We start from the raw sequence: 16031 nt of genomic DNA on the forward strand, positions 1-16031 counted from the left end.
AAAAACGGCGCGTTCTTGACGAACGCGCCGTTTTTTTTCGTCCCGAGAAAGCTCAGTGCTTGCCCGTGCTGCCGAATCCGCCCGCGCCGCGTTCGCTCGCCTCGAAGTCATCGACGATATTGAACTGCGCCTGCACCACCGGCACGATGACCAGTTGCGCGAGCCGTTCCATCGGATTGAGCGTGAACGCGGTGTCGCCGCGATTCCACGTCGAGACCATCAGTTGCCCTTGATAATCCGAATCGATCAGGCCAACCAGATTGCCCAGCACGATGCCGTGCTTATGGCCGAGGCCGGAGCGCGGCAGAATGAGCGCCGCATAGCCGGGATCGGCGAGGTGAATGGCGAGGCCGGTGGGCACGAGCACCGTCTGATGCGGCTCGATGACGAGCGGCGCATCCAGACACGCGCGCAGGTCCAGGCCGGCGCTGCCGGGCGTAGCATAAGCGGGCAGAAAATCGCGCATACGCGCGTCGAGAATCTTGACGTCGAGTTTCATGGTCAGGCTGAACGGCCGAGCGCGAACGCGTCGGCGAGGAGTTGATAGGACCGCATGCGTGCGGCGTAGCTGCCGGCGACCGTCAGGACGATCAGTTCGTCGGCGTCGAATTGTTCTTGCAGCGCGTGGAGTTTTTCGGTGACGCGCTCCGGCGTGCCGATGATGCTGCGCGCCTTCTCATGCGCGATCACCGCGCGCTCGCGCTCGCCGTATTGCTGCGCGACGCCCTGCGCGATCGACGGAATCGGCTGGTTCAGGCCATACGCCATCTGCACGCGACGCAGATCGACGGCCTTTTCCAGCGCCTCGGCTTCGTCTTCGGTATCGGCGCAGATTGCGAAGACTGCCGCCGCGAGATACGGCTTCTCTTCGTGACCCGCGACGAACCGCTCGCGATACGCCTCGGCCACGTGATGCCCCATGTGCGCGTTGATGAAATGCGCGAACGCGAAGCGAATGCCGAGTTGCGCGGCGAGCAGACCACCGAAATCGCTCGATCCGAGCATCCATAGTTCGGGGCGCGTGTCGATCTGCGGTTGCAGCAGCACGCCTTTGGCGAGCGAATCGTCGGCAATCTTGCCGTCGAAGAGCGCGATGAGTTCCGCCACTTGCTGCGGAAAGATATCGCCGCGATTGTAGGAACCGGCGGCCACCGCCTGCGCGGTGCGCATGTCACCGCCCGGCGCGCGGCCGACGCCCAGATCGACGCGATTCGGGAACAGCGCCTCCAGCATAAGGAACTGCTCGGCGACCTTGAACGGGCTGTAGTACGGCAGCATGACGCCGCCCGAGCCGATGCGAATGCGCTTCGTCAGACTGCCGATACGCGCGAGCATTACTTCCGGGCACGGGTTCGACACGCCGTACAGCCCGTGATGCTCCGCGCACCAGTAGCGCGTGTAGCCGAGATCGTCGGCGAGTTGCGCGAGGTCCAGCGTCGCGGCGATGGCGTCCGCCGTCGTGTGGCCGTGGATGACCGGCGTCTGGTCGAGAACGGATAACTTCGTCATGTCGAGCCTACGAGAGAAGCGAGCCGCCGCTCGGCGCGCGCTTGGCGATTTCCGCGATCAGCGTGCGCGCGAGCGACTGTTTATCGGCGCGCGGCAACGGCGTTCTGCCCGATGTTTCGAAAAGCACGACTTCGTTGTCGTCGCGGCCGAAGGTGAGCGGCCCGAGGTTGCCGATCAAGAGCGGCACGTTCTTGCGCATGCGTTTTTCCTCGCCGTGCAAGTCGAGGTCGCCGCTTTCGGCCGCGAAGCCGACGCAGTACGGCGGATTCGGCAGATTCGCAACGGACGCGAGAATGTCCGGATTCTCGACGAAGTTGAACGCCGGCAACGCATCGCCGGACTTCTTGATCTTGTGCTCGCTCGCGTGATCGACGCGCCAGTCCGCCACCGCCGCCACCGCGATGAAAATCTCGGCATCGGACGCGGCCTGCATGACGGCATCGTGCATCTGCTGCGCGGTCTGCACGTCTTCGCGATAGACGCCCCACGGCGTCGCCAGCGAAACCGGCCCGGCGACAAGATGCACGTCCGCCCCCGCCTGCGCCGCCGCGCGCGCGAGCGCGAAGCCCATCTTGCCCGACGAGCGATTCGTGAGGCCGCGCACCGGATCCAGCGGCTCGAACGTCGGGCCCGCGGTAATCAGCACGCGGCGGCCGCGCAGAATCTTCGGTTGAAAGAACGCGCAGATCGCTTCGAACGCGGCTTCCGGCTCGATCATGCGGCCGTCGCCGACTTCGCCGCACGCCTGCGAGCCGGAATCCGGTCCGAGCACTTCCACGCCGTCCGCGCGGATCTGCGCGACGTTGCGCTGCGTCGCCGGGTTCTGCCACATCTGGCGGTTCATCGCGGGCACGACGAGCAGCGGACAATCACGCGCGACGCAAAGCGTGGAGAGCAGGTCGTCGCACATGCCGTGCGCGAGCTTGGCGATGAAGTCGGTCGAGGCAGGCGCGATGACGATGGCATGCGCCTCGCGCGACAGATCGATATGCGGCATGTTGTTCGGCATGCGCGCATCCCATTGCGACACGTACACGGGACGGCCCGACAGCGCCTGCATGGTGACGGGCGTGATGAATTCCGTGGCCGCTTCCGTCATCACGATCTGCACGGTCGCGCCTGCCTTCACCAGTAGCCGCGTGAGCTCCGCGATCTTGTAGCACGCGATGCCGCCGGTCAGTCCCAGCACGAGATGTTTGCCTGCGAGTTCCAACTTGCCTCCGTCGCAAAAAAACGCGGCTCCGCAAAGGGAGCCGCGCCTGAGCACATCACTTCGAGCCGCGTACGCGCCGCAGTTCGTCGAAAATCAGCAGCACCGCGCCGACCGTGATCGCGCTGTCAGCGAGATTGAACGCCGGCCAGTGCCAGGTCTTCACGTGGAAGTCGAGAAAGTCGATCACATGACCGTAAGCCAGCCGGTCGATCACGTTGCCGATGGCGCCGCCCATGATGAGCGCGAGCGCCGTGCAAAAAAGCCGCTGCGCCGAATGCTTCTTGAGCAGATAGCAGATGACGGCCGCCGCCACGACGCCGAGCGCGGTGAACGCCCAGCGCTGCCAGCCGCCCGCCGCCGCCAGAAAGCTGAACGCCGCGCCGCGGTTATAGACGAGCAGCAGATTGAAGAAGGGCGCCAGCGCATGCGGCTCGCCGTACGCGAACACCTTCTGCACCGCGATCTTCGTCAACTGGTCGAACAGAATCACGATGAGCGCGACGCCGATCCACGGCGCGAGCGAACCGCTCGAAGTACTTTGTTTCGCCATAGTCCTTGCCATTATGCTGCGCCTCGCGTTTCGCCAGCGCCGAAGAGGTTTGAGAAGCAGCGGCCGCAGAGACCCGGATGCTCAGGGTGCGAGCCGACGTCGGCGCAGTAGTGCCAGCAGCGTTCGCACTTCAGGTAGCGGGACGCGGTCACGTCGACGCCTTCTTCGGCTTCGCTCGCCACGCGCTCGACCGAAGCCTGCGACGTGATGAGCACGAAGTGCAGCGCATCGCCGAGGCTCGCGAGCGCGTCGTAACGCGCGCCGCTCGCGCGAACGACGACTTCCGCCTGCAACGACGAGCCGATCAGGTTCGCGGTGCGCGCTTCTTCCAGCGCCTTCGTCACGTCGCCGCGCGCCGAGCGGATCAGCGACCACTTGTCCAGCAACTCGCCGCCGTTCGGAATGTCCGGGTACGTCGCGTAGACCTCGGCGAAGATCGTGTCCTGGCCGGGCTTCAGCACCTTGTACGCTTCTTCCGCCGTGAACGAGAGATACGGCGCCACGAGTCGCAGCAAGCCGTGCGCGATGTAGAACAGCGCGGTCTGCGCGCTGCGGCGCTCGCGTGAATCGGGTTTCGTCGTGTAGAGACGGTCCTTCAGCACGTCGAGATAGAAGCCGCCCAGGTCTTCGGAGCAGAACGTTGCGATCTTCGCGACGACCGGATGGAACTCGTACTTCTCGTAGTGCGAGAGCGCGTCGTCCTGCAGGTTGCGCGTGAGCGCCACGGCGTAGCGGTCGATTTCGAGCCAATCCGCGACCGGCACCGCGTTCTTCTCGAAGTCGAAATCCGAGAGATTCGCGAGCAGGAAGCGCAGCGTGTTGCGGATACGGCGATACGTCTCCGTCACGCGCTTGAGAATTTCTTCGGAGATGGCGAGCTCGCCGGAATAGTCCGTCGATGCGATCCACAAGCGGATGATTTCCGCGCCGAGGCGATTCGCCACTTCGTGCGGATCGACGCCGTTGCCGAGCGACTTCGACATCTTGCGGCCTTCGCCATCGACGGTGAAGCCGTGTGTGAGCAGCGCGTCGTAGGGCGGGCGGCCGTCGAGCATGGATGCCGTGAGCAGCGACGAATGGAACCAGCCGCGATGCTGGTCCGAGCCTTCGAGATACAAGTCAGCCGGGAATTGCAGCTCCTCCTTGTGCGAGCCGCGCAGCACGTGCCAGTGCGTCGTGCCGGAGTCGAACCAGACGTCGAGCGTGTCGCGGTTCTTTTCGTACATGTTCGCGTCGTCGCCGATCAGCTCGCGCGCGTCGAGGGTTTGCCACGTCTCGATGCCGCCTTGCTCCACGCGCTTCGCCACTTCCTCCAGCAATTCGATGGTGCGCGGATGCAGTTCGCCCGTTTCCTTGTGCACGAAGAACGCCATCGGCACGCCCCATTGACGCTGACGCGAGAGCGTCCAGTCCGGACGATTCGCGATCATGCTGAAAAGGCGCTGCTTGCCCCACGACGGATAGAACGCCGTGTTCTCGACGCCTTCGAGCGCCGTTTCGCGCAGTGTCTTGCCGCCGTCTTTCGGCGTGACGTCCATGCCCGCGAACCATTGCGACGTCGCGCGATAGATGATCGGCGTCTTGTGACGCCAGCAGTGCATGTAGCTGTGCGTGTACTTCTCGGTCTTGAGCAGCGACCCGGCGTGGTTCAGCGCTTCCACGATTTCGGGATTCGCTTTCCAGATCGACAGGCCGCCGAACAGCGGCAGCGATTCGATGTAGCGGCCATCGCCCATCACGGGGTTGATGATGTCCGAATCCGCCATGCCGTGCGCCTTGCACGATACGAAGTCTTCCACGCCATAAGCCGGCGACGAATGCACGACGCCCGTGCCGCTTTCGGTCGTGACGTACTCGCCGAGATAGACGGGCGACGTGCGCTTGTAGCCCGGATGCGCCGCCGCGAGCGGGTGATGGAAGCGCACGTTCGCGAGCTTCGCGCCGGTCGTCGTGGCGATGACTTCGCCCGGCAGGCCGTAGTTCTGCAAACAGGCTTCGACGCGCTCGGCCGCAAGAATCAGCAAGCCGCGCGGCGTATCCACGAGCGCGTACACGATCTCCGGATGAACGTTCAGCGCCTGGTTCGCCGGGATGGTCCACGGCGTCGTCGTCCAGATGACGATGCCGCCTTCCGTCTTCGGCAGCGACGGCAGGCCGAACGCCTGCGCGGTCTTGTCCGGCTCAGCGAACGGGAACAGCACGTCGATCGTCGGATCGGTCTTGTCCTTGTACTCGACTTCCGCTTCGGCCAGCGCCGAGCCGCAGTCGAAGCACCAGTTCACGGGCTTTAAGCCACGGAACACGAAGCCCTTTTCCATGATCTTCGCCAGCGCGCGGATTTCGCCCGCTTCGTTGACGAAGTTCATCGTCTTGTACGGATTGTCCCAGTCGCCGAGCACGCCCAGACGCCGGAAGCCGACCTTCTGCTTTTCGATCTGCTCGCTCGCGTAGGCGCGCGCCTTCTGCATGACTTCGGCGGCGGGCAGCGACTTGCCGAACTGCTTTTCGATCTGGATCTCGATCGGCATGCCGTGGCAGTCCCAGCCCGGCACGTACACGGCGTCGAAGCCCGCGAGATTGCGCGCCTTGACGATCATGTCCTTCAGGATCTTGTTGACCGCGTGACCGAGGTGGATGTCGCCGTTCGCATACGGCGGGCCGTCGTGCAGGATGAACTTCTTGCGGCCGCGGCTCGCCGCGCGGATTTTCTCGTAGACCTTGTTCTCCTGCCATTCCTTGACCCACGCGGGTTCGCGCTTGGGCAGATCGCCGCGCATCGGAAACGGCGTGTCGAGCAGGTTGACGGGATATTTCGAGGAGGCTTTCTCTTTCTTGTCGCTCATGGGTGACTCAGTGAATTCGGTGAGACGGCGCGTTGGCGCGCGATGATTCGGAGGCGGGGCAGCGGGCGATGCGCGCATGGATCATGCGGCACGGCGCGCTCACCTAATTCGGTCGGTGGCCGAAATAGCGAAGCCCGTCGCGCGGCTGCCGGCGTTGCTGGCGGGCGGCAGGCCGAAATAGGCGCGCGCGTTGTCGACGTCCCTCGCGATGGCGGCGGACAGCGTTTCGAGGTCGACGTACTTCTCCTCGTCGCGCAGCTTCTTCAGAAACTCCACGCGCACGAGCTTGCCGTACGCGTCGCCGTGCCAGTCCAGCACGAAGACTTCGAGCAGCACGCGGCCGGAATCGTCCACGGTCGGACGCAGGCCGAGGCTCGCGACGGCGGGCAGCGGTTCGTCCGCCAAACCATGCACGCGCACGACGAAAATGCCCGCGAGCGCCGGGCGCTTGTGGGCAATCGGAAGGTTGAGCGTGGGAAAGCCGAGATCGCGGCCGAGCTTCGCGCCATGCACGACGTGGCCGCTGATGATATACGGACGCCCGAGCGCGACGTTCGCGGCGTCAAGGTCGCCCGCGACGAGCGACGCCCGAACCGACGACGACGAAATGCGCGCGCCGTTCGGATGCGCGACGGTCGCCATCTGCTCGACTTCGAAGCCGTACTTGTCGCCTGCGGCCTTGAGGGAATCGAAATTGCCCGCGCGTTTCGCGCCGTAGCAGAAGTCGTCGCCGACCATGACCCAGCGCGCGTGCAGGCCGTCCACGATGACGTTCTTCACGAACGTGTCCGGCGGCTGGCTCGCGAACGTGTGATTGAAATGCTCGACCACCACGCGATCCACGCCGTTCGTGCGCAGCGCTTCGAGCTTGTCGCGCAGCATGGCGATGCGCGGCGGCGCGCCGGCCGGATTGAAGAACTCGCGCGGATGCGGTTCGAAAGTCATCACGCAGACCGGCAGCCCGCGCGCGTCCGCAGCGGCCCGCACGCGCGCGAGCAGCGCCTGGTGCCCGCGATGGACACCGTCGAAGTTGCCGATGGTCAGTGCGCAGGGCGCCCGGCTTTCGGCATTGGGGAGGCCGCGAAAGACTCTCACGATAGGCGTTGGTCGGTGGGAGGGCTGATGCTGCAAAGCGTTCGATTATAAACGCTCGCACGGATGCAGGGGCGCGCCGGCCGGGCAGCGGCGCCGGAGCGACTTGCGCGCCGCCGTCGTGTTACTGGCACGATTTTCGCCGTCCCCGGAATGATAAAATCCGCGGATGAGAAAAATCGTCATTCTGATCTCCGGACGCGGGAGCAACATGGAGGCCGTCGTGCGTGCTTGCGCGCGCGAGGGCTGGCCGGCGCGCGTCTGTGCGGTCATTTCAAACCGGCCGGATGCCGCCGGGCTCGGCTTCGCGGCCGCGAACGGCATCGAGACTGTGGTGGTGGATCATCGGGAATTCGACGGCCGCGAAGCGTTCGACGCCGCGCTCGCGCGTGAAATCGACCGCTTCGAGCCGGATTGCGTCGTGCTGGCCGGCTTCATGCGCGTGCTCACCGATGCGTTCGTCGAACGCTACGCCGGGCGTATGCTGAACGTGCATCCGTCGCTTCTGCCGTGCTTTGCCGGGCTGCGCACGCACCAGCAGGCGCTCGATGCCGGCGTGCGCGTGCACGGCGCGAGCGTGCATTTCGTGACGGCGAAGCTGGATCACGGGCCGATCGTCGCGCAGGGCGCGGTGCCGGTCATCGCGGGCGACGACGCCGCCGCGCTCGCGGCGCGCGTGCTCGCCGTCGAACACATCATTTACCCGCGCGCGGTGCGCTGGTTCGTGGAAGGGCGTCTTTCTATCGAGGGCGAACGAGTCGCCCTCACGCCGTCTGAGCCGCAGTGGCTCTTTGCCGACATTGCCGGGGAGGGCGCATGAGGCTGCATGGATTTCTGATTGGTCAAACCGAAACGTTGCTCGCGGACGTGCTCCGCTTTTCCGGTCCCGCCGATGCGGCGACGAGCCGTTTCTTCCGCGCGCACCCGAAGCTCGGTCACGGCGAGCGCGGCGTGATTGCCGAGGCGGTCTTCGCCGTGCTGCGGCGGAAGATGGAGTTTTCGCATCTCGCGGAAAGCGGCACGGGCAATCAGGCGCGGCGTCTCGCGCTGCTCGGGCTGATGCAGACCGCGGGCCTCACCGCGCTCAAGCCGTTCGTCTCGGCGGACGAGCATCAGTGGCTCGCGCAAGTGTCGAAGATCGATCCCGCGAGCCTGCCGGTGCGCGTGCGCACGAACCTGCCGCAGTGGATCTACGACGCGATGGCCAAGCGCTTCGAGCCGGACGAGCTCGCGCAGCTTGCCGCCGCGCTGAACTATCCGGCGCCGCTCGACCTGCGCGCGAATCCGATCAAGGCGAGCCGCGACGTCGTGCGCAAGGCGCTCATCGAAGCTGGCATCGACGCATTCGACATGCCGTTCGCGCCGTTCGGCATCCGCGTGGAAGGCAAGCCCGCGCTCACGCGCTTGCAGCCGTTTCAGGAAGGCTGGATCGAAGTGCAGGACGAGGGCAGCCAGTTGCTGTGCTCGCTGGTGGCCCCGCGACGCGGCGAGATGATCGTCGATTTCTGCGCGGGCGCGGGCGGCAAGACCCTCGCGCTCGGCGCGATGATGCGCTCCACCGGCCGTTTGTATGCCTTCGACGTGTCCGACCGGCGGCTCGCGAAGCTGAAGCCGCGTCTTGCGCGCAGCGGTCTGTCGAACGTGAATCCGGTGCTGATCGACAGCGAGCACGACGCGAAGATCAAGCGCCTCGCGGGCAAGATCGACCGCGTGCTCGTCGATGCGCCGTGCTCCGGGCTCGGCACGCTGCGCCGCAATCCCGACCTCAAGTGGCGGCAGTCGCCCGCGACCGTCGCGGAACTGACGCCGAAGCAGCTTTCCATTCTCACGAGCGCCGCGCGGCTCGTGAAGACGGGCGGCCGTCTCGTCTACGCGACGTGCAGCATGCTCGAAGCGGAAAACGAAGGCGTCGTCGCGCAGTTTCTGGAGACGCATCCGAACTTCCGCGTGGTGCCGGCGCGCGACGTGCTGGCCGAGCAGCGCATCGAACTCGACACGGGCGAGTATCTGTCGCTGTGGCCGCACAAGCACGGCACGGACGGCTTCTTCGCGGCCGTGCTGGAGCGCGTGCCCGGGGCGAAGGCGCAAGCGGCGGATGAAAACGCCGGAGAAGCAAGCGCCGGGGAAGCAAGCGCCGGGGAAGAGAGCGCATAAGCGCCCGATGCAGAACCGCTTTCTGAGCCACCTGTCGGAACGGCTCGTCCGGGACTTCGGCGAGCCGGAAGTGCTGTGGCAAGTCGGCGCGCTGATCGCGCTCGTCGCCATCGCGTGGTGGTGCGCGGGTCTCTTGCGCAAACAGCTCGACGCGCGGCGCCAGTCGCGCTTCGAAGCCGTCCGCTTCGGCGCGGAGAGTCTCAACAAGGCGCTGTTTCCGCTGCTCGGGACCGTCTTCGTCTGGGTCGCGCAACTTGCGCTCGCGCCCGTCATGCACACCGCGCTGCTGCGGCTCGCGCTGGTGCCGCTCTGCGGCATTACCGTGATCTACACGATGTTCTACGTGGTGCGCCGCGTGTTCAGCAAGAGCGCGACGGGCGGCGCGGACCACGAGGCCGGCGCGCTGCTTTTTCTGTTCGAGAAAGTGGTGACGGTGCTCGTCTGGTTCGCGATGCTGCTCACGGTGATGGGCATTCAGGACGACGTCGTGCGCTGGATGGCGAGCGTGCGCTTCAACTTCGCCAACGCGCACATGACGCTGCTCTCGCTCGCCTCGGGCGTGCTCTGGGTGTGCGTGACGCTGATCGTGGCGATGTGGGCCGGCGCGCTGCTCGACGACCGCCTCATGCGTTCGCGCTCGCTCGACGCGAATCTCAAAGTGGTGCTCGGGCGCGTCGCGCGGGCGCTGATGTTTCTCGCGGCGATTCTCGTAAGCCTGTCGATCGTCGGCATCGACATCACGGTGCTCGGCGTGTTCGGCGGCGCGCTCGGCGTCGGGCTCGGCTTCGGCTTGCAAAAGATCGCCAGCAATTACGTGTCGGGCTTCATCATTCTGCTCGACCGGTCGCTGCGGCTCGGCGACATGATCAACGTCAGCGGCTTTCAGGGCACCGTCACGCAGATTCGCACGCGGTACACGGTCGTGCGCGGGCTGGACGGCATCGAAACGTTGATTCCGAACGAAAAGCTGATTACCGATGTCGTACAGAATCACTCGTCGTATCTGACGCGCGGCAACGCGAAGATCGCGGTGCAGGTGAGTTATCGCTCGGACGTGGAACGCGCGATGCGACTTCTCGTCGAAGCAACGCAGGGCGTCGAGCGGGTGTTGCAGGATCCGGCACCCGCGGCGCTGCTCGCGAGTTTCGGCGCGGACGGGATCAATCTGGAACTGAGCTTCTGGATCGAGGACGCGGCGAAGGGCACGGGCGGCGTTAAGTCGCAAGTCAATCGCAGCGTGTGGCGGTTATTCTGCGAGCATGGCATCGAGATTCCGTACGCGCAGCGCGAAGTGCGGATCGTCGGCGGTGCGCCGAGTGAATCGGTAGAAAATGCCGGTTTTCAGGGCGATGCACCCCCGTCAAAGGCTGGAAGCGCCGCCTGAAGCAACAGCAGTGCGCCATTCCTTCCGTTTTTGCAAGGGTGACGCCATTCTTGGCCGCGTGAGATTTTTCTCGTAGGGCCGAGATTCAAAAAAATTCACCTTTACGACAACGACTTGGAACGCATGCAGTAGAATGCGATCGAACTTCGGCGCTGACCTTTCACGCGCCCGACATGCGGCGATGCAGTCGATTTTCGACAGTTTTCGTCGGCCATTTTTTCCGAATTTCACAGCTACATAGGTAAATTGCCTTGCTGAATTCCTCCCTCGAATTTCTCGCCAACGGATTGCTGGATTTCTCCTGGTGGCAGATTCTGCTGTTCACGCTGGCGATGACGCACGTCACCATCGCGGGCGTCACCATTTATTTGCACCGCTGCCAGGCGCATCGCGCGCTGGACCTGCACCCCATCGCGAGCCACTTCTTCCGCCTGTGGCTGTGGATGACCACCGGCATGCTGACCGGCCAGTGGGCGGCCATCCACCGCAAGCACCACGCGAAGTGCGAGACCGAAGAAGATCCGCACAGCCCGCAAACGCGCGGCATCTGGAAGGTGCTGCTGGAAGGCGCGGAACTGTATCGCGCCGAAGCGAAGAACGAAGAAACGCTGCGCCGCTTCAGCCACGGCACGCCGAACGACTGGATGGAGCGCAACGTGTACACGCGTTATCCGATCCTCGGCATCAGCATCATGATGGTCATCGACGTGGCGCTGTTCGGCATCGTCGGGCTGTCGGTGTGGGCCGTGCAGATGATCTGGATTCCGTTCTGGGCGGCGGGCGTCGTCAACGGTCTCGCGCACTTCTGGGGTTATCGCAACTTCAATTCGAGCGATGCGAGCACGAACATCTTCCCGCTCGGCATCCTGATCGGCGGCGAAGAGTTGCACAACAATCACCACACTTACGCGACGTCGGCCAAGCTGTCGAGCAAGTGGTATGAGTTCGATATCGGCTGGCTGTACATCCGCATTTTGTCGGCCATCGGCCTCGCGAAGGTGAAGAAGCTCGCGCCCACGCCGCGCCTGTCGGAATCGAAGTCGGTGCCGGACCACGACACCCTGCAAGCCGTGCTCGCGAACCGCTACGAAGTGATGGCGCGTTACGGCAAGGCGCTCAAGCGTGCGTACAAGCAGGAACTCGTGAAGCTGAAGGAAGCCGGCGCGCGCGAGAAGTATCAGCTGATGCGCGGCGCGCGCAAGTGGTTCCACAAGGACGAGGACGGCCTGAACGAGCCGCAACGCAAGCAACTGCCGGAACTGTTCTCGGACAACCAGAAACTGCGCACGTACATCGAACTGCGCAAAGATCTGGCGGCGATGTGGGACCGCTCGAACGCATCGCGCGAGCAACTGCTGGCGCAGTTGCAGGATTGGTGTCATCGCGCGGAACAAAGCGGCATCAAGGCGTTGCAGGACTTTGCGTTGCGTCTGCGTCGCTACGCCCTGTAAGCGATATCCGCTAAAATTCGAAGACGTCACAAGACCCCGCTCTGGCGGGGTTTTTGTTTATGGGCGACGGATTTTCGCTGGATTCGGCAGGAGACAGGGGACATGCAGGCGATCAAAAGCGTCGAGTACGACCGGCCGCAAGGGCTGACGTGTGGAGTAGGCGAGGCGTGGGCGCGCGTGCCGCAGGCGCCGTCGCCGGAGGAAAAGCGCGCGTTGAAGGAGCGCATTCGCGCGCTATTGCGGCGGGAACAGGCCGTATTGGTCGCGCACTATTACGTCGATGCCGAGCTACAGGAACTCGCCGACGAAACCGGCGGCTGCGTCGCCGATTCGCTCGAAATGGCGCGTTTCGGCCGCGATCATGCGGCAAAGACGCTGGTTGTCGCGGGCGTGCGGTTCATGGGCGAGACCGCCAAAATTCTGAGCCCGGACAAGCGCGTGCTGATGCCTGACCTCGACGCCACGTGCTCGCTCGACCTCGGCTGTCCCGCCGACGAATTCGCCGCGTTCTGCGACGCGCATCCCGACCGCACGGTCGTCGTGTATGCGAACACGAGCGCCGCCGTGAAAGCGCGCGCCGACTGGATGGTCACGTCGTCCATTGGGCTCGAGATCGTCGCGGATTTGCACGCGCGCGGCGAGAAGATTCTGTGGGCGCCGGATCGTCACCTCGGCGGCTACATCCAGAAGAAGACGGGCGCGGACATGCTGCTGTGGCAGGGCTCCTGTCTCGTTCACGACGAGTTCAAGGGCATCGAACTGGATCTGCTGCGCGCCGAGTATCCGGACGCGAAGATTCTCGTGCATCCCGAGTCGCCGGAAGCGGTCGTAAAGCTGGCCGATGTCGTCGGCTCGACCACGCAGCTAATCGACGCCGCCGTGCGCCTCGACGCGAGCCGCTTCATCGTCGCGACCGATCTCGGCATTCTGCACAAGATGCGGCTCGCCGCGCCGGGGAAGACGTTCATCGAAGCGCCGACGGCCGGCAACAGCGCCACGTGCAAGAGCTGCGCGCATTGTCCGTGGATGGCGATGAACGGTCTCGCGAACCTCGCCGACGTGCTCGAACGCGGGCATAACGAGATTCACGTCGACGCCGCCATTGGGCAGCGCGCGCGCGTGCCGATCGACCGGATGCTCGATTTCGCCGCGCGTCACAAGAAACGCGTGCAGGCGAGCGGCGATCTGGCGAAGGACACCGCGCTGTTTTCGAACGTGGGAGCCGCGTGATGCCGTACTCACCGATTTTCGACGAAGTCCGTTCGCAATACGGCGAAGCATTCGACGCGGCGCTCGCGCGTAATGTCGCCGATGCGCTCGCCGAAGACATCGGCACCGGCGATGTGACCGGCCGCCTCGTTCCGGCCGACGCGCGGCGCACGGCGCGGATCATCGTGCGGGAAGAAGCCGTGCTGTGCGGCGCGCCGTGGTTCGACGAGGTGATGCGGCGCGTCGACGCGTCCATCGAAGTGGAATGGCAGTATCGCGAAGGGCAGCGCATGGCCGCCGATACGCCCGTCGCGCTGCTGCACGGCCCCGCGCGCTCGCTGCTCACGGCCGAGCGCAATGGCCTCAACTTCTTGCAACTGCTCTCGGGCGTGGCAAGCGCGACGCGCCGTTACGTCGACGCGATCGAAGGCACGCGCGCACGCATTCTCGATACGCGCAAGACGCTGCCGGGCCTGCGGCTCGCGCAGAAGTACGCGGTGCGCGTCGGCGGCGGGGCGAACCAGCGGCTCGCACTCTACGACGGCATTCTGATCAAGGAAAATCACATCGCGGCGGCGGGCGGCGTCGGCGCAGCGATGGACGCGGCCCTCGCGCTGAACGCGGGCGTGCCGGTTCAAATCGAAGTCGAGACGCTCGCGCAACTCGAAACGGCGCTCGCGCACCGCGCGGAGTCCATTCTGCTCGACAACTTCACGCTCGACGCCATGCGCGACGCCGTGCGCGTGACGGCGGGCCGCGCATTGCTGGAAGTGTCGGGCGGCGTTAATTTCGAAACCGTGCGGGCGATTGCGGAAACCGGCGTCGACCGCATTTCGATCGGCGCGCTCACGAAAGACGTGCGCGCCACCGATTATTCGATGCGGCTTATCTAGCCGTCAGACCGCGCGCCGCCGCGCCGCCGGCGGCGTCAGCACGGTCGGCAGCGCCTTCGGCAAGGTTTCGGGCCAGTCGCGGCTGTAGTGCAGGCCGCGGCTTTCGCGTCGCGAACATGCGCTTTCGACGATCAGCGACGCCACATCCACCAGATTGCGCAGTTCAAGCAAGTCACGGCTCACCTTGAAATTCGCGTAGTACTCGTGGATTTCGTCGCGCAGGAGCGCAATGCGATGCCGGGCGCGCGCGAGCCGCTTGTCCGTGCGCACAATGCCGACGTAATTCCACATCAGAAGCCGCAGCTCGTCCCAGTTATGCGCGACGACGACTTCCTCGTCGGGATCCGACACGCGGCTTTCGTCCCAGTCGGGCAGGGGCGCGTGGCATCCGGCGGAGAAACCGTCCGCTTCGATGGCGGCCGCCGCCGCCCGGCCGACCACGATGCATTCCAGCAACGAATTGCTCGCCAGCCGGTTCGCCCCGTGCAGCCCCGTGCACGATGTTTCCCCGACCGCATAGAGCCCGGGACGGTCGGTGCGCCCGGCGAGATCGGTCACGACGCCGCCACCGGTATAGTGCGCGGCCGGCACGACGGGGATGGGCTCCTTCGCGATATCGATGCCGAACTCGCGGCAGCGGGCGAGGATGGTCGGGAAGTGTTCTTCGAGGAACGCGCGCGGCTGGTGGCTGATATCGAGATACACGCAGTCGATGCCGCGCTTCTTGATCTCGAAGTCGATCGCCCGGGCGACGATATCGCGCGGCGCGAGTTCGGCTCGTTCGTCGTGCGCGGGCATGAAGCGCGTGCCGTCCGGCAGGCGCAGCACGCCGCCTTCGCCGCGCACGGCTTCCGAGATCAAAAACGACTTCGCGTACGGGTGAAAGAGGCAGGTCGGATGGAACTGGATGAACTCCATGTTCGCGACCCGGCAGCCCGCGCGCCACGCCATCGCGATGCCGTCGCCGGTCGCGGTATCGGGATTCGTCGTATAGAGATAGACCTTGCCCGCGCCGCCCGTTGCGAGCACCGTATGCGGCGCCTCGATCGTGACGGTGCGGCCGTTTTTCAGGTCGAGCGCGTACAGACCGTGGCAGCGATGGCCTGGCAGCCCGAGCCGGTCGGACGTGATCAGGTCGATCGCGTAGTGGTCTTCGAGAACGGTGATGTTCGGATGATTGCGCACGCGCTCGCCGAGCGTCGTGACGACCGCGTGGCCGGTGGCGTCCGCGGCGTGGATGATGCGGCGATGGCTATGTCCGCCTTCGCGCGTTAGATGGAAGCCGAGTTCGGCGGAGACGTCGCGCGTGAAGGGCACGCCTTCGTCGATCAGCCATTGGATCGCGGCGCGCCCGTTCTCGACGATGTAGCGCGTCGCCGCCTCGTCGCACAGGCCGCCGCCCGCGATGAGCGTGTCGGCCACGTGGTCGTCGACGCTGTCCGCCGAATCCAGCACCGCCGCGATGCCGCCTTGCGCCCAGTCGCTCGCGCCTTCGCTCACCGCCCGCTTCGCGATGATCGCCACGCGCCGCGTCTCGGCCAGATTCAGCGCGACGCTCAGGCCCGCGAGTCCGCTCCCCACGATCGCTACATCGAAGTTCATGCCGGCGTGTCTCCGTCGCTGTCGTTGTCGATAGCCGGCAAGCATAACGCGCGAGCGCCGGGAAACCGCGAAAACCCATGCACGACCATGTGAAACGCGCATGAAAAGCGGGCGGCAAAAACAAAAAGCCC

The 16031-nt window shown here is 65.1% G+C and carries 13 protein-coding genes; 6 read left to right on the forward strand and 7 right to left on the reverse strand.

Annotation, left to right across the window (positions count from 1 at the left end; genetic code table 11):
- Positions 1–52: 52 nt before the first annotated feature.
- The 6 genes from dut to LDZ24_RS02740 all read right to left on the reverse strand — a co-directional run bounded on the left by dut (position 53) and on the right by LDZ24_RS02740 (position 7210).
- Positions 53–499, reverse strand: coding sequence for a dUTP diphosphatase (dut, locus tag LDZ24_RS02715; protein ID WP_175939640.1), 447 nt, complete (start codon positions 497–499; stop codon positions 53–55).
- A gap of 2 nt (positions 500–501) precedes the next feature.
- Positions 502–1509 carry an LLM class flavin-dependent oxidoreductase gene (locus LDZ24_RS02720; RefSeq protein WP_248321426.1) on the reverse strand — a complete coding sequence of 336 codons (1008 nt, stop codon included), beginning with the start codon at positions 1507–1509 and terminating at the stop codon, positions 502–504.
- A 7-nt stretch (positions 1510–1516) separates the two neighbouring features.
- Positions 1517–2722 (reverse strand): bifunctional phosphopantothenoylcysteine decarboxylase/phosphopantothenate--cysteine ligase CoaBC, encoded by a 1206-nt coding sequence (coaBC, locus tag LDZ24_RS02725; protein WP_248321428.1) that lies wholly within the window; start codon positions 2720–2722, stop codon positions 1517–1519.
- Positions 2723–2777: 55 nt separating this feature from the next.
- Positions 2778–3284 carry a signal peptidase II gene (gene lspA, locus LDZ24_RS02730; protein WP_175939642.1) on the reverse strand — a complete coding sequence of 169 codons (507 nt, stop codon included), beginning with the start codon at positions 3282–3284 and terminating at the stop codon, positions 2778–2780.
- Positions 3284–6115 (reverse strand): isoleucine--tRNA ligase, encoded by a 2832-nt coding sequence (gene ileS / locus LDZ24_RS02735; protein WP_248321430.1) that lies wholly within the window; start codon positions 6113–6115, stop codon positions 3284–3286. Before ileS ends, lspA begins: the two co-directional genes overlap by 1 nt.
- 99 nt (positions 6116–6214) lie before the next feature.
- Positions 6215–7210, reverse strand: coding sequence for a bifunctional riboflavin kinase/FAD synthetase (locus LDZ24_RS02740; RefSeq protein ID WP_175939644.1), 996 nt, complete (start codon positions 7208–7210; stop codon positions 6215–6217).
- Between the two features lie 166 nt (positions 7211–7376).
- On the opposite strand from LDZ24_RS02740, the gene purN reads away from it, so the two are divergent.
- From purN to nadC, 6 genes are all read left to right on the forward strand, one after another.
- Positions 7377–8027, forward strand: a complete 651-nt coding sequence (gene purN, locus LDZ24_RS02745; protein ID WP_248321431.1) for a phosphoribosylglycinamide formyltransferase — start codon at positions 7377–7379, stop codon at positions 8025–8027.
- Positions 8024–9361 (forward strand): RsmB/NOP family class I SAM-dependent RNA methyltransferase, encoded by a 1338-nt coding sequence (locus tag LDZ24_RS02750; protein ID WP_248321433.1) that lies wholly within the window; start codon positions 8024–8026, stop codon positions 9359–9361. Before purN ends, LDZ24_RS02750 begins: the two co-directional genes overlap by 4 nt.
- Positions 9362–9368: 7 nt before the next feature.
- Complete coding sequence (locus tag LDZ24_RS02755) at positions 9369–10745, forward strand: mechanosensitive ion channel family protein (RefSeq protein ID WP_248321434.1); 1377 nt, start codon at positions 9369–9371, stop codon at positions 10743–10745.
- Between the two features lie 251 nt (positions 10746–10996).
- The gene (locus LDZ24_RS02760; RefSeq protein ID WP_248321436.1) at positions 10997–12196 is read left to right on the forward strand and encodes an acyl-CoA desaturase; all 1200 of its coding nucleotides are present in this window, start codon (positions 10997–10999) and stop codon (positions 12194–12196) included.
- 102 nt (positions 12197–12298) lie between these two features.
- Positions 12299–13426, forward strand: coding sequence for a quinolinate synthase NadA (gene nadA, locus LDZ24_RS02765; protein ID WP_248321438.1), 1128 nt, complete (start codon positions 12299–12301; stop codon positions 13424–13426).
- Positions 13426–14298, forward strand: coding sequence for a carboxylating nicotinate-nucleotide diphosphorylase (gene nadC / locus LDZ24_RS02770; RefSeq protein ID WP_248321440.1), 873 nt, complete (start codon positions 13426–13428; stop codon positions 14296–14298). Before nadA ends, nadC begins: the two co-directional genes overlap by 1 nt.
- A 3-nt stretch (positions 14299–14301) precedes the next feature.
- On the opposite strand, the gene nadB is transcribed toward nadC, so the two are convergent.
- Positions 14302–15900, reverse strand: a complete 1599-nt coding sequence (nadB, locus tag LDZ24_RS02775) for an L-aspartate oxidase (RefSeq protein ID WP_248321442.1) — start codon at positions 15898–15900, stop codon at positions 14302–14304.
- Between the last annotated feature and the right edge of the window lie 131 nt (positions 15901–16031).

The sequence above is a fragment of the Caballeronia sp. Sq4a genome (assembly GCF_023170545.1).
In the GTDB taxonomy this organism is placed as follows: domain Bacteria; phylum Pseudomonadota; class Gammaproteobacteria; order Burkholderiales; family Burkholderiaceae; genus Caballeronia.

Coding starts and splice junctions, on each gene's coding strand:
- dut (WP_175939640.1), bottom strand. CDS start 499: ATGAAACTCGACGTCAAGATTCTCGACGCGCGTATGCGCGATTTTCTG.
- LDZ24_RS02720 (WP_248321426.1), bottom strand. CDS start 1,509: ATGACGAAGTTATCCGTTCTCGACCAGACGCCGGTCATCCACGGCCAC.
- lspA (WP_175939642.1), bottom strand. CDS start 3,284: ATGGCAAGGACTATGGCGAAACAAAGTACTTCGAGCGGTTCGCTCGCG.
- ileS (WP_248321430.1), bottom strand. CDS start 6,115: ATGAGCGACAAGAAAGAGAAAGCCTCCTCGAAATATCCCGTCAACCTG.
- purN (WP_248321431.1), top strand. CDS start 7,377: ATGAGAAAAATCGTCATTCTGATCTCCGGACGCGGGAGCAACATGGAG.
- LDZ24_RS02750 (WP_248321433.1), top strand. CDS start 8,024: ATGAGGCTGCATGGATTTCTGATTGGTCAAACCGAAACGTTGCTCGCG.
- LDZ24_RS02755 (WP_248321434.1), top strand. CDS start 9,369: ATGCAGAACCGCTTTCTGAGCCACCTGTCGGAACGGCTCGTCCGGGAC.
- nadA (WP_248321438.1), top strand. CDS start 12,299: ATGCAGGCGATCAAAAGCGTCGAGTACGACCGGCCGCAAGGGCTGACG.
- nadC (WP_248321440.1), top strand. CDS start 13,426: ATGCCGTACTCACCGATTTTCGACGAAGTCCGTTCGCAATACGGCGAA.
- nadB (WP_248321442.1), bottom strand. CDS start 15,900: ATGAACTTCGATGTAGCGATCGTGGGGAGCGGACTCGCGGGCCTGAGC.